Annotated in this window: 12 protein-coding genes; 7 read left to right on the top strand and 5 right to left on the bottom strand. The window is 40.9% G+C overall.

Annotated elements, in window-relative coordinates; translation table 11 throughout:
- Window positions 1–451: hypothetical protein (locus QZ106_RS06630; protein ID WP_295975813.1), on the top strand; the 451-nt coding region annotated here is incomplete at its 5' end.
- A gap of 178 nt (window positions 452–629) precedes the next feature.
- Window positions 630–1,091: a hypothetical protein gene (locus tag QZ106_RS06635; RefSeq protein WP_295975814.1), complete on the top strand. Its 462-nt coding sequence runs from the start codon at window positions 630–632 to the stop codon at window positions 1,089–1,091.
- Between the two features lie 279 nt (window positions 1,092–1,370).
- Here QZ106_RS06635 and QZ106_RS06640 read toward each other — a convergent pair whose 3' ends face one another.
- From QZ106_RS06640 to purE, 3 genes are all read right to left on the bottom strand, one after another.
- A complete protein-coding gene (locus QZ106_RS06640) occupies window positions 1,371–2,561 on the bottom strand; it encodes an amino acid aminotransferase (protein ID WP_109842775.1) in 1,191 nt (396 codons plus the stop codon).
- Between the two features lie 88 nt (window positions 2,562–2,649).
- The gene (purK, locus tag QZ106_RS06645; protein WP_295975817.1) at window positions 2,650–3,738 is read right to left on the bottom strand and encodes a 5-(carboxyamino)imidazole ribonucleotide synthase; all 1,089 of its coding nucleotides are present in this window, start codon (window positions 3,736–3,738) and stop codon (window positions 2,650–2,652) included.
- A gap of 139 nt (window positions 3,739–3,877) precedes the next feature.
- A complete protein-coding gene (gene purE / locus QZ106_RS06650; RefSeq protein WP_295975820.1) occupies window positions 3,878–4,375 on the bottom strand; it encodes a 5-(carboxyamino)imidazole ribonucleotide mutase in 498 nt (165 codons plus the stop codon).
- Between the two features lie 152 nt (window positions 4,376–4,527).
- Between purE and pepN the strand changes: the two genes are divergently transcribed.
- The 4 genes from pepN (at window position 4,528) to QZ106_RS06670 (ending at window position 9,711) form a co-directional block, all read left to right on the top strand.
- Window positions 4,528–7,137, top strand: coding sequence for an aminopeptidase N (gene pepN / locus QZ106_RS06655; RefSeq protein ID WP_295975822.1), 2,610 nt, complete (start codon window positions 4,528–4,530; stop codon window positions 7,135–7,137).
- 76 nt (window positions 7,138–7,213) lie between these two features.
- Window positions 7,214–8,233, top strand: coding sequence for a quinone-dependent dihydroorotate dehydrogenase (gene pyrD / locus QZ106_RS06660; protein WP_295975824.1), 1,020 nt, complete (start codon window positions 7,214–7,216; stop codon window positions 8,231–8,233).
- A gap of 12 nt (window positions 8,234–8,245) precedes the next feature.
- Entirely contained in the window at window positions 8,246–8,866 is a 621-nt protein-coding gene (locus QZ106_RS06665; RefSeq protein ID WP_295975826.1) for a Type 1 glutamine amidotransferase-like domain-containing protein, read from the top strand.
- A gap of 8 nt (window positions 8,867–8,874) precedes the next feature.
- A complete protein-coding gene (locus QZ106_RS06670) occupies window positions 8,875–9,711 on the top strand; it encodes a PHP domain-containing protein (protein WP_295975828.1) in 837 nt (278 codons plus the stop codon).
- 47 nt (window positions 9,712–9,758) lie between these two features.
- Here the strand turns inward: QZ106_RS06670 and QZ106_RS06675 are convergent, their stop codons facing one another.
- Window positions 9,759–10,655, bottom strand: a complete 897-nt coding sequence (locus tag QZ106_RS06675; protein WP_295975830.1) for a LysR family transcriptional regulator — start codon at window positions 10,653–10,655, stop codon at window positions 9,759–9,761.
- Between the two features lie 98 nt (window positions 10,656–10,753).
- Here QZ106_RS06675 and topA point away from each other — a divergent pair, with 98 nt between their 5' ends.
- Window positions 10,754–13,360, top strand: coding sequence for a type I DNA topoisomerase (gene topA / locus QZ106_RS06680; RefSeq protein ID WP_295975833.1), 2,607 nt, complete (start codon window positions 10,754–10,756; stop codon window positions 13,358–13,360).
- A 100-nt stretch (window positions 13,361–13,460) separates the two neighbouring features.
- Here topA and ftnA read toward each other — a convergent pair whose 3' ends face one another.
- Complete coding sequence (gene ftnA / locus QZ106_RS06685) at window positions 13,461–13,943, bottom strand: non-heme ferritin (protein WP_295975834.1); 483 nt, start codon at window positions 13,941–13,943, stop codon at window positions 13,461–13,463.
- Between the last annotated feature and the right edge of the window lie 2 nt (window positions 13,944–13,945).

Here is a 13,945-nt window from a genome sequence, read left to right on the forward strand (position 1 = left end):
AATAGAGTCTATTTTAATTAAACCTAGAAAGTGGCCTAATCGATTCTTAAATACAAGTAAGGATCATATTGCAATTACACGACCTGAAGATTTAAATGGTTATAGTTATGCTACCTCAATAAAGCCGAATCAAGAAGTTAATTTTGAGAAACTAGATATTCCCTGCTCAGATATAACCTGGGATGGCTGGAATTATCTTTTACCTCTAATGCAAATAAAATACTTTAATAATCTTCCTAAAGATTTAGAGGACTATCCAATGAAATTTTTTTGGTATCTTGCGGAAGATGGTAATCTTTCTAAATTTCTATACTTGTTTGATGAAGATGATTTAGATAGATTTAAAAACTGGATTTCCTTTATTTTGTTTTCTGGTCAAGATCCTTTTTCTTTTCTCTTAGAGGATGAATTACTTTCTATTTTGGAAAAAATTAACTCTTTCTCAAAGTAATATTCTCAGCCTAACAGAGTTAAATTTGCTTTTGATGCAAGAGAAAGAGTTTGATGATAAGCTCATTCAATATGCCTATGATAGGACAGATGACTGAAGTCCATCGTCAGCAAGGAACAGCAAATCACAGATATTGGACATAGAGTTAATAACTGTATGAGATATATGAGGTAACACCATGAAACACTTATTGAAATTAAAAAAACTTCCTCAACATTTTTTCAATTATAAAAGAGACTATGTCGCCATCACCCGACCTGAAGACATAGAAGAATATGATTATTTAGCTTCATTAAAGGAAGGGGAGAAGATCGATTTTTCTCAATTTCGAGGGTCTTCTAGTGATATTAGTTGGGAGGGATGGACATATTTGCTTCCCTATCTTCAACGGGAATGGTTATATCACTATTCTGATATTATAGATGACCGTTTAGATGAATTATTTTGGGCGTTTACTTCTAACAAAAGATTCGAAAATATTGTTAAATTGTTAGATCAAGAAGATAAATCTAACTTGCTTTCTTGGATGAAATATCTTCTTTTAGAGAAACAAGATCAGGTTTTTGTTAACTCTAATATAGATGAGCTACATGGGTTTATTGCTTTTTTGGAAAAAGAGATGGCAAACCAACCGGCTTAATTTTTGAGATAGTGCGTGAATTCTAACGCCTACAGATAAGCCTTTGAAAAAATAAGGAACGGTCACGTTGTCTGTGGGCGTTATGGTTAAAAACGTTTAGAAAATTGACCGCACTTTTTTAGTGAACTTGGGAGTGAAAAATCCTTTTTCTGGCTCTGTAGTAAACTCAAACATGAGGTTCATAATCATAAAAAATCTGCACCTTAATCAGTTGGAAATTTAGCTTCTTTGGGGTGCAGATCATTTCAATGCCGTTTTCTTTTGAAGTGCGGTCAAAAATTACAACACTTTGACAATGCTTTCGCAGAGGTAACGAATGTTGTCTTCGGTAATGCCGGCAACGTTGATACGGCCTGAGCGCACGGCATAAATGGCAAATTCTTCTTTCAAGCGGTCAACTTGTTCTGCGGTCAAGCCACTGAAAGAGAACATACCGTTTTGGTTGATGATGAAGCTAAAGTCTTGTTGAGCACCGTATTCTTTAAGTAACTCAACAAAACGGTGGCGCATTTTTTTGATGCGGTCGCGCATTTCGGTAAGCTCGTTTTCCCAGTCTTGGCGTAATTTTGCATCATTTAATACCAATGCAACGGTATTTGCCCCGTGAGAAGACGGGTTGGAGTAGAGGGTACGGATAATGACTTTCACTTGAGTTAATGCAGTCGCGGCAATATCTGAATTTTCTGCCACGACAGTGAATGCACCAACACGCTCGTTATATAAACCGAAGTTTTTAGAGAAGGAGCTTGCCACTAAAAGTTCTTTGTGGTTTTTGGCAAAGGCGCGTAAACCGTAAGCATCTTCTTCTAAGCCATGAGCAAAGCCTTGATAAGCGAAGTCGAATAATGGCAACCAGCCTTTTTGTGCAGACATTTCAGCCAGTTTGTCCCATTGTTCCGGTGTTGGGTCGATACCGGTCGGGTTGTGGCAGCAACCGTGAAGTAAAACCACATCGCCTTCACCGGCTTGGCTTAAATCCGCAATTAAGTTGTCCCAGTCTAAGGCTTTGCGTTCGGCATCGTAGTAACGATATTCGCGGATGTTAATGCCTACCGCTTTGAAAATTGCATTGTGGTTTGGCCAGGTTGGCGTGCTAATCCACACATTTTGGCTGTTAGTTTGGCGTTTAACGAACTCTGCAGCAATGCGGAGCGCGCCGGTGCCACCTAAACTTTGTGCGGTTCTGGCACGATTATTTTTTACGATATCGGAATTCGCACCAAACAATAATTCTTTGGTACGTGCGTTAAAATCAGCAACGCCATCAATCGGCAAGTAGTTTTTGGTATTTTCTTGTTCTAATAAACGTCTTTCTGCTTCTTTTACCGCTTTAACAATCGGGGTGTTGCCTTTGGCGTCTTTATAGACACCGATACCTAAATTAATCTTGTTACTGCGGGTTTCGGATTTAAATGCTTCGCCTAGACCTAAAATTGGATCCGCCGGTGCGGCAGTAATCTTTTCAAACATAGTGTTATCCTCGGATGGTGGGTGAAAATTGTTTTAGTTATACTGCTCGGTGTTCTTTTTGACAAGCAATATGTTTCAAATATGTTAACTATATCAACTTATTTTTTGCCCATTGCAAACCGGATTGATAATCTTCCGGCAATTCCGCTGCTAATTTGTCTAATTGCGCGATAATCACCTGTTTATCCGGATGGGAAAGGTTAATGTGTCCTACTTTACGTCCCGGGCGAACTTCTTTGCCATACCAGTGTAACTGCGCAAAGGCGGTGTTTAACCACTGTGGGTTGTGCTCAGTACCAATCAAATTGACCATCACGCTTGGCGCGGATACTTTTAATTGCGGCGTAGGCAAATCCAATAATGCCCGCAAATGCAATTCAAATTGACTCACAGCACAGCCAAGTTGTGTCCAGTGACCGCTGTTGTGTACGCGTGGCGCAAGCTCATTAATTAAAAGCTGATCGCCCACCACAAAACATTCCATCGCCATCACGCCCACATAATTGAGCTCATTCATGATTTTGCTTAACATCATTTCAGCTTGCTGTTGCTGTGTGGATTGCTGTGGAAAAGTGATATCCATGACACTGTAACGTAATATGCCATTTTGCTGTAAATTGTGAGTGACCGGATAAAAACGGGTGTCACCGTTACGGAAACGGGCGCCCACGAGAGACACTTCGTAATCAAACGGAATAAATTTTTCCGCAATGGTTTCCCCAAACAAGTCTTCCGTAATTTGCGCTTTGTTTTCATCAGACACAATCCACTGCCCACGTCCGTCATAACCACCCATACGACGTTTAACGACAACTTTCTCACCAATATGCTGAAATACTTCGTCCCATTGTGATGGTTCTTTCAATAGACACCAAGGCGAGGTTGGAAGATGTAATTTATCTAATAAGGATTTTTGGCTTAAGCGATCAGCTAATTGTGCGAAGACTTTTTGATTGACGAAATTGGCGTGATTGCCGAGGAGCGTGGTCAGCGGTGTTTTTTCCCAGCGTTCGATTTCTGCCGTAATAATGTCATTCGGCGACAACTCAAACACCGGCGCATCAAAAGGCAGCGGTTGAACGTGAATATCTAAAGGCGCACCGGCATAGCGTAACATTCTGCCGAGTTGTCCATTGCCAAGAACATAAATGGTTGGATAGAGGGCTGATTTTTGCATAGTTTTCTCATTGATTTTTAGGGATGTACAAACGCTCAGGCTTGCGCCACCTTCAGTGATTCATTAAAAAACACGGGAAAAAATGACCGCACTTTTTTATATTTGTCTGTTTAAAGTGCGGTGGAAATTTTAGCTGTTTTTAAATTCGAGGATCCGGATTGTCCAATACGCTTTGTGTTTGTGTCTGTCTGAACTGATGCAAGCGTTGCGCTAATTCTACATTATTCATCGCCAAAATTTGCGCGGCCAATAAGCCTGCGTTTGCTGCGCCGGCAGGTCCAATGGCTAAGGTGCCGACAGGAATCCCTTTGGGCATTTGCACAATGGAATAGAGGCTATCGACACCACTTAAAATTGAGCTTTTCACCGGCACGCCAAGCACGGGGACGATGGTTTTGGCTGCAATCATGCCCGGCAAATGTGCTGCACCGCCGGCACCGGCAATAATCACTTTATAACCGTTTTGTTGTGCGTTTTCGGCAAACTGGAAGAGTTTGTCAGGCGTACGATGTGCCGAAACAATTTCGACATGATAAGGAACATGTAATTGATCGAGGATTTGTGTGGCTTCTTGCATGGTTGCCCAATCACTTTGAGAACCCATCACAATGGCAATTTTAGGGGATGTTAAAGACATTTTTGCCTCATTCTTGGAGATAAAAAACGGCGCTAGAATAGCATAATGCGCAAACGTTTGCGATAACTTTGCCAAAGAAAATCCATTTGCAACTTAATGCTAAAAATCATATCCTTAACGGCACTTTTTAGCCCTTAGAATTAGGTTGTTTTATGCTCGCTAAAGCCAAATATAGAAAAGATTATCAAACCCCCGATTTCACGGTAACCGATATCCATCTCGATTTTCAATTAGAGCCGGAAAAGACCGTGGTGGTTGCCACAAGCCAATATCAACGTCTTAATCCAAACAGCACCACCTTGCGCCTAGACGGACAGGATTTTCAATTTTCTTCCATTAAATTAAATGGAACACCTTTTACACAATATCAACAAGATCCGGAAAGTTTGACGCTAAATCTTGAGCAAATCGATGCAAATCAGTTTGAACTGGAAATCACGACGATTTTAAATCCGGCAGCCAATACATCACTACAAGGTTTGTATCAATCCGGTGACGCTTTTTGTACACAGTGTGAAGCGGAGGGCTTTCGTCAAATTACTTACATGCTAGATCGACCGGATGTCTTAGCACGTTACACCACGAAAATCACCGCCGATAAAGCGAAATATCCTTTTTTACTTTCTAATGGCAATCGCATTAACAGCGGCGATTTAGACGATGGTCGTCATTGGGTGGAATGGCATGATCCGTTCCCGAAACCAAGCTATTTATTTGCGTTAGTGGCAGGCGATTTTGATGTGCTGAAAGATCAATTCATCACGAAAAGTGGTCGTGAAGTAGCATTAGAATTGTATGTGAATCGTGGCAATTTAGATCGTGCCGATTGGGCAATGCAAAGCTTAAAACGTGCCATGAAATGGGATGAAGAACGTTTTGATTTAGAATATGACCTCGACATTTACATGATTGTTGCGGTGGACTTCTTCAACATGGGTGCCATGGAAAATAAAGGGCTCAATATTTTTAACGACAAATATGTGTTGGCAAATCCACAAACGGCAACCGATGACGACTATTTAGCCATTGAAAGTGTGATTGCGCACGAATATTTCCACAACTGGACGGGGAATCGAGTCACTTGCCGTGATTGGTTTCAATTGAGTCTAAAAGAAGGGTTAACGGTTTTCCGTGATCAGGAATTTTCCTCTGACACCGGTTCTCGTCCGGTAAATCGCATTAATAACGTGAAGTTTTTGCGTACCGTACAATTTGCTGAAGACGCAGGACCGATGGCTCATCCGATTCGCCCGGAAAAAGTAATTGAAATGAATAACTTCTATACGGTCACTGTGTACGAAAAAGGCGCAGAAGTGATTCGTATGTTGCATACCTTATTGGGCGAAGAAGGCTTTCAAAAGGGCATGAAGTTATATATTGCGGAAAACGATGGCAAAGCGGCAACCTGTGAAGACTTTGTGTCTGCCATGGAGCGCGCCAATAATTTGGATTTAGCCCAGTTCCGCCGCTGGTACAGTCAATCCGGCACGCCGGAGTTAACCATCAGTGATCGTTACGATGAAAAAAATCACGTTTATCAATTGCAGGTTTCTCAATTAACGCCACCAACAGCCGATCAAATGGAAAAAGTGAATTTACACATTCCGTTGAAAATTGCGTTGTATGATGAAAAGGGTACCGCACAAACGCTCTATGATGCCGATGGCGTTGTGGATAATGTGTTAAACATTACTCAAAAAGACCAAACCTTTGAATTTCATAATCTTTACACTAAGCCGATTCCAGCCTTGTTATGCGATTTCTCTGCACCGGTGAAATTGGATTATGATTATTCCTCTTCACAACTGATTACCTTGCTAAAATGTGCTGAAAATGGCTTTATTCGTTGGGATGCAGCGCAAATGTTACTGGCTTCTGAGTTACGACGTAACGTCTCTCATTATCAACAAGGCCAACCGCTAGAATTATCGGCGGAAACGGCAGCCGTGTTTTATCAAGTTTTAGATAATTATCAAAAAGATATTGAGTTAACCAGTTTGATTCTCACGTTGCCGAAAGTAACAGAGTTTGCGGAATTATTTAAAACCATTGATCCGGATGCCATCAGCGCTGCCAGGGAGTTTATGGCTGTTGCAATTGCAGACAGCTTACAAGAGGTATTGTTAAGAACTTACAACGCCATTCGTTTGGATGAATACAAAATCAATCGGGAAGACATTGCTTTACGCAAACTACGTAATGTCTGTTTAAGCTATTTAGCCTATACCAATATTGGCAATAATCTGGTGAACAAACATTACACCTATTCCAATAACATGACCGACACACTCGCCGCCTTAACTTCTGCGACGCAAGCTAAATTGGCCTGTCGTGACGGTTTATTGGCTGATTTTGAGCAAAAATGGCAACATGACGGTTTAGTGATGGACAAATGGTTTGCTTTACAAGCGACTCGTCCGGAAGACAATGTATTGCAAAACGTGATGCAGTTGATGGATCATCCAAGTTTTAATTTTAATAACCCGAACCGTGTGCGTTCTCTCATTGGTGCCTTTGCGGGGCAAAACTTAAAAGCGTTCCACGCCATTGACGGTTCAGGCTACCGTTTCTTAACGGATATTTTAATTAAACTGAACAAAAGCAACCCACAGGTGGCTTCTCGTTTAATTGAGCCGTTAATTCGTTTCGCGCGCTATGATGCACAACGCCAAACCTTGATGAAACGTGCGCTAGAACGCATCAGTGAGACAGAAGATTTATCTCGCGATTTGTTTGAGAAAATCGAAAAAGCGTTACAGTAAACATAAAAGTGCGGTTAAATTTGACCGCACTTTTTCTATTCTTTTCACAGTTAACTATCCGGAGAGATAAACGAGTATGTATTCTTTCATTCGTAAAGGGATTTTTTCCCTTGATCCTGAAGATGCCCATAATTTAGTGATAAAAGCCCTGGGCTTAGCGGCATACCCGCCATTTCATTTTCTCTTAAAACAACTTCTAAATTGTCCACAAGGTACACCAAAAACTGTTATGGGCATTGAATTTAAAAATCCTATTGGTCTGGCTGCGGGGGCAGATAAAAATGCGGAAGCGATTGATGGGTTTGGTGCCATGGGATTTGGTTTTATTGAAGTGGGCACAGTGACGCCATTGGCGCAAGAGGGAAATGCCAAACCTCGCCAATTTCGTTTGGTTGAAGCAGAAGGCATCATTAATCGTAATGGCTTTAATAATTATGGTATCGATCAGCTGATTGAAAATGTCAAAAAATCGCACTATGACGGCGTGTTGGGGATCAACATCGGTAAAAATAAACTGACGCCTTTAGAACAAGGAAAAGATGATTATCTGATTTGTTTGAATAAAGCCTATAACTACGCCGGTTATATCACCGTGAATATTTCTTCGCCTAATACACCGGATTTGCGCCAGTTACAATATGGTGATTATTTTGATGATTTGCTAAGAAGCATTAAATCTCGTCAAAAAGAACTGGCTTCACAGCATGGCAAATATGTGCCGATTGCGGTAAAAATTGCCCCGGATTTGACGGAAAGTGAGTTAATTCAAATTGCCGATACCTTGCTGCGTCATAAAATGGATGGTGTGATTGCCACTAATACGACCATTTCTCGCGACAACGTCACAAATCTCAAAAATGCTGAACAGCAGGGGGGATTAAGCGGGAAGCCCTTGCAACATAAAAGTACCGCTATCATTGCTCGCTTGCACCAAGAACTCAAAGGGCAAATTCCGATTATTGGCAGCGGCGGTATTGATAGCGTACAAAATGCACAAGAGAAAATCCAAGCCGGTGCCGAGCTTTTACAAGTGTATTCCGGGTTGATTTATCACGGTCCGAAATTGGTGAAAGAATTAGTTCAAGCAATTAAATAAGAGAGTGACGAGATGAAAACCTTATTTTTAACTTCTTATTTTTCAGGTGTGGGAAATCTGTTTAGAAATTTTATACAAGAACAAATATTAGCCAAACAGGTATTATTTATCCCAACTGCCGGCAATGTAGAGCACTATGTAGGCTATATTGATGAAGCGAAATATGTGTTTCAGACATTAGGATTCTCCGTAGATATTTTAGATATTGCCAATACATCTGAAGTGATTATCAAGGAAAAAATAAAACAAACACCATATCTGTATATTTCAGGTGGCAATACGTTTTATCTGTTACAAGAATTAAAGAAAAAAAATTTACTTGAGTTGATTAACTTACGAATTTCAGAAGGAATGGTGTATATCGGAGAATCTGCAGGAGCAATAATTACTGCTGGTAATATTAAATACAACCAAATTATGGATGATAAGATGGTTGCTTCCGAATTGACTGATTATTCTTCACTCAATCTCGTTAATTTTGCCATTGTGCCACATTATGGTGAGTTTCCTTTTGAAGCAAGTGCAATGGAAACCATTCGGGCTTATCAATCCACATACAATTTATTTCCAATCAATAATCATCAAGCGGTTATTGTTAAAGAAAATAATTATGAAATTAGAACAGAATCGTAGGTTAACACATGACAAAATACGATTTACATTGCCATAGCACAGCTTCCGATGGGATATTATCGCCGACAGAGGTGGTTTTGCGTGCCCATGAAAAAGGTGTGAATGTGCTGGCGTTGACGGATCATGATACCGTGGCCGGAGTTGCTGAGGCTCGACAACAGGCAGAGTCTTTGGGCATGAGGCTGATTAATGGCGTGGAAATTTCCACGCTATGGGAAAATCGCTCCATTCATATTGTGGGGTTAGGGTTTGATATTTCACATGAAAAAATGACCGCACTTTTAGCTGAGCAAGCGAAATTACGCGAGATTCGAGCTCAGGAAATCGGGGCAAAATTAGAAAAAATTGGTGTAGAAAATGCTTATGTAGAGGCAAAAAAATTAGCCGGCAATGGCGAAGTGACCCGAGCGCATTATGCCCGTCATTTAGTGCAAATCGGCAAAGTCTCTAATGACGGCCAAGCCTTTAAACGTTATTTGGGGCAGGGTAAATCAGCTTATGTCAAGCCACAGTGGGTTGATATTCCAACAACCATCGACATTATTCATCAAGCCGGTGGGGTTGCCGTGTTTGCCCATCCGTTGCGTTATACCATGACCATGAAATGGGTACGAAAACTAACGGAGAGTTTTAAAGCCTGGGGCGGCGATGCCATTGAAATTTCCGGTTGCGGACAAAGTCGCGACCAGTGTCAATTATTGGTAAAACTCGCAGAAGAACATCAACTCGCCGGTTCTATGGGGTCTGATTTTCATTTTCCTTGTGCGTGGGTGGAGTTAGGCAGACTCGCACCGTTGCCAGAGCATATTCCTTTTGTTTTAGACATAAAAAATGACCTTGCTTAATTGCAAGGTCACGTAAAACGAAAATCCACTTAAAAACGACCGCACTTTTACGGTTTTGTCTTACATAAATCCAGCCGAGTAATAAAATCAATGAAGGCTTTGACTTTCGCTGACAAATGACGGCGGTGTGGATAAACAATATGTAAATCCAACTCTTGTTGTCGGTAATCCGCTAAAATTTCCACCAATTTTCCTGAAGCCAATTCTTCCTCCACAAAGAAGCGTGGTGTGTTAATAATGCCAACACCATCAACACACAATGAAGCAAGGGTTAAGCCATTATTACACACCAGTTTAGAACGCATTTTAATACGCTGAATTTTATTGTGTTTGTTAAATTCCCAATAAATTTGGTTGCCTGTGGCTTTGTATAAAAGGCAGTCGTGATGTTCTAATTCTTCCGGTGTTTGTGGTGTGCCATGCGTGGCTAAATATTCCGGTGACGCGACGAAGTGCATTGAGGAGGTCGCAATTTTCTTTGCCACCAAGGAACTGTCTTGCAGATAACCAATACGCAACGCTAAATCAAATCCTTCGCTGACCAAATCAATCATACGATCGTTAAACTCAATTTCCATGTGTAAATTCGGATGGGCTTTCACAAAACGCGCTAAATTCGGCGTAATAAATCGCAAACCAAAATCCCGTGGGATAGAAACGGTTAAATTCCCTTGCAGAGAGGTGGTAAGATTGCTGATGCTGGATTCGGCTTCCTCCAATTCCAATAAAATGGGCTGACAATGTTGATAATAGAGGCTGCCGGCCTCCGTTGGCACAATCTTACGGGTGGTTCGTTGTAACAAACGTGTTTTTAACTGTTCTTCTAATTGAGAAACCAATTTGCTTGCCATAGCAACGGAGATATTTTGCAATGCGGCTGCTTTGGTAAAACTTTGAGTTTCAATCACTTTGCAAAAAATTGAAATTGCGTTGAGTTTATCCATTTCTGATGCCTTTTGGAAAAAAGTAGTTGACCTACTTGAAGATAGTTAGCAATATAGCGGGCAATTTTATACAAGTTAATCGAAATTAGGTAATAATAATGACAAAATCCTTGGTTATTGTGGAGTCGCCTGCGAAGGCGAAAACCATTAATAAATATTTAGGAAACAATTATGTAGTGAAATCCAGCGTGGGACATATTCGTGATTTGCCAACGGTGGGTTCTGCGACCGGAGAGAAAGCCAAACCTATTTCTACCAAAGGTCTTAGTGCGGAAGAAAAGCAAGCGATAAAACAACAAAAAGAACAAGATGCTTTAGTCAAACGCATGGGGATCGACCCATATCACGGTTGGAAAGCCAACTATCAGATTTTACCCGGTAAAGAAAAAGTCGTTGCTGAGCTAAAATCCCTCGCCAAAAAAGCCGATCATATTTATCTCGCCACCGACTTGGATAGAGAAGGAGAGGCTATCGCGTGGCATTTGCGTGAGGTAATTGGCGGCGATGATGAACGTTATAGTCGCGTTGTCTTTAATGAAATTACCAAAAATGCCATTAAACAAGCCTTTGAACATCCTGAAAATTTAAACATGGATAGGGTGAATGCGCAGCAAACACGCCGTTTCTTAGATCGTGTTGTCGGTTTTATGGTGTCACCGTTGCTTTGGAAAAAAGTGGCGCGTGGGTTATCTGCCGGCCGTGTGCAATCGGTCGCCGTGAAATTGATTGTGGAACGTGAACGGGAAATTAAAGCCTTTGTACCACAAGAATACTGGGAAGTTTCTGTGTTAACCGACACCGCAAAACATGAGCAGATTCGTTTGGATGTGGTGCAGTTTAAAGGTAAAAAATTTGAGCCCAAAAATGCGGAACAGGCACAAAGTGCGGTGGATTTTTTAGCTAAATCTGATTATGTTATTTCTGATTTAGAAACGAAACCGACCAGTTCTAAAGCGCGCGCACCATTTATTACCTCAACATTACAACAAACGGCAAGTACCCGTTTAGGCTTTGGTGTGAAGAAAACCATGATGTTGGCACAGCGTTTATATGAAGCCGGTTATATTACTTATATGCGTACGGACTCCACTAATCTGAGTCAAGATGCGTTAAATATGGTGCGCAGTTATATCGAAAAACATTATGGTGTACCTTATTTGCCGACCAAGCCAAATTTCTATTCCAGCAAAGAAAACGCACAAGAAGCCCACGAGGCGATTCGTCCATCAGATATTCAAATTGGTTCGAATGATTTAGTGGGGATGGAAAAAGATGCCGTGCGTTTATACGATTTAATTTGGCGCCAGTTTGTAGCCTGCCAAATGCCGCCGGCTCAATATGACAGCACTACTTTAACAGTCAGAGCAGGGGATTACACCTTAACGGCCAAAGGGCGTATTTTACGCTTTGATGGTTGGACGAAGGTATTGCCACAATCCGGAAAATCAGCGGAAGATCAGGCCTTGCCTGATGTGGACGTAAATACCACACTGAATTTGTTAAGTGTGGAACCTCAACAGTATTTCACAAAACCACCGGCTCGTTTTTCTGAAGCTGCATTAGTAAAAGAGCTGGAAAAACGGGGGATTGGCCGACCTTCGACTTATGCGGCCATTATTTCTACGATTCAAGAACGCGGTTACGTGCGTACAGAAAATCGCCGTTTTTATGCAGAAAAAATGGGCGAAATCGTGACCGATCGCTTAAATCAGTCTTTTGCTGATTTAATGAGCTATGATTTCACTGCCAATATGGAAGATGTGTTGGACCAAATCGCGTCCGGTGAGAAAAATTGGAAAACCGAATTAAATCAATTCTTCAAAGATTTCTCGACTCAACTGACCAAAGCGGAATTAGACGAATTAGAAGGCGGAATGCGTCCGAATAATTTGGTCGAAACAGATATTGTGTGTCCGACTTGTGGCCGTAATATGGCAATTCGAACCGCCAGTACCGGTGTGTTTTTAGGTTGTACCGGATATGCCTTACCGCCAAAGGAACGTTGTAAAACCACCATTAACTTGATTCCGGAAGCCGAATTATTAAACGTGTTAGATGAAGCGTCTGAAACCAAAGCATTAATGGAGCGTAAGCGTTGCCCGAAATGTGGTACAGCAATGGATAGCTATATTCTTGATCCACATCGTAAATTGCATATTTGTGGTAACAATCCGAATTGTGACGGTTATTTAATTGAAGAAGGTAAATTCAAAATCAAAGGTTATGACGGCCCAGTTGTTGAATGTGATAAATGCGGCAGCGATATGCATCTAAAACTCGGTCGTTTTGGTAAATACATGGCTTGTACGCAATGTGATAACACTCGTAAAATTTTGAAAAATGGTGAAGTTGCACCGCCAAAAGAAGATCCGATTCATTTCCCGGAATTAAAATGTGAAAAATCCGATGCGTATTTTGTACTCCGTGATGGTGCCAGCGGTGTATTTATGTCTGCGCATAACTTTCCAAAATCCCGTGAAACTCGCGCACCAAAAGTTGCAGAGTTAGCATTGTATCGTGATCGTTTGCCGGAGAAATTGCGCTACTTAGCCGATGCGCCACAATTCGATCCGGAAGGCAACGCGGCCATTATTCGTTTTAGTCGCAAAGAAAAACGCCAATATGTTACCTCTGAAAAAAATGGCAAAGCCACCAAATGGATTGTTGATTTTGTGGATGGCAAGTGGGTAGAGCGGAAGAAATAATTGCGTGGAGTAAATTTCATCTGATAATTTAGCATTTATCGGATGAGATATGATAAAAAAGGCTAAGTTGTAAAACCTAGCCTTTTTTGTTTTAGAAAGATTAGTTGCTTGCTGTTGCTAATGCCGCTAAATCTTTATCAACAAGGAACAAGCCTTTACCATCTTCACCAAGAAGATTTAATTTATCCAAAATACGACTGAATAATTTTTCTTCTTCATGTTGTTCTGCAACATACCATTGTAAGAAGTTGAATGCAGAGTAGTCTTTCTCTTCAAAAGTTCTACCGACCAACTCATTGATCTTACTGGTAATTAATTTTTCATGTTGATACGTTAATTCAAGAACTTCTTTTAATGATTTAAATTGATGTGGTGGCTCATCAATTTGAGTAATCACTGCCAACGCACCTGTTTCATTTAAATAGGTAAATAATTTACGCATATGTTGCATTTCTTCGGCTGCATGCGCAGATAAAAATTTAGCCGCGCCTTCAAAACCTTGTTGTTCACACCATGCACTCATTTGTAAATATAAATTTGAAGAATAAAATTCCAAATTCATTTGGTCGTTTAATAGCTTAATTA

This window comes from uncultured Aggregatibacter sp., from assembly GCF_901873365.1.
Taxonomy (GTDB): domain Bacteria; phylum Pseudomonadota; class Gammaproteobacteria; order Enterobacterales; family Pasteurellaceae; genus Aggregatibacter.